1 protein-coding gene is annotated in these 245 nt (G+C 61.2%); it reads right to left on the bottom strand.

Features of this window, described 5'->3' with window-relative positions:
* A partial coding sequence (locus AAHZ94_RS35425) for a flavodoxin-dependent (E)-4-hydroxy-3-methylbut-2-enyl-diphosphate synthase (protein ID WP_349997727.1) occupies positions 1–245 on the bottom strand: 245 nt, incomplete at both ends.

The following is a 245-nucleotide window of genomic DNA, read 5'->3' as shown; positions in this document are numbered from 1 at the left end:
GCCTCCGTCACACCCAAATGCAACGGATAGTCACACTGCGCAGCCAACTGCCGGTACGCATTCACCATCACCACCGGGTCGTTGTGCTTCACCGAGATCTTGATGTCCCGGAAACCGTGCTCCTCAAAGAGCGAGCACTCCCACAACGCCGACTCCACCAACGCCTCGGGCGTCGCCTTCCCGTACTTCGCCAACAACCGCTTGTCCAACGACCCCGCGTTGACCCCGATACGAATCGGCACCCC

The organism is Streptomyces sp. HSW2009, from assembly GCF_040240285.1.
In the GTDB taxonomy this organism is placed as follows: Bacteria; Actinomycetota; Actinomycetes; order Streptomycetales; family Streptomycetaceae; genus Streptomyces.
This window is presented reverse-complemented; position numbering and strand designations above follow the sequence as displayed.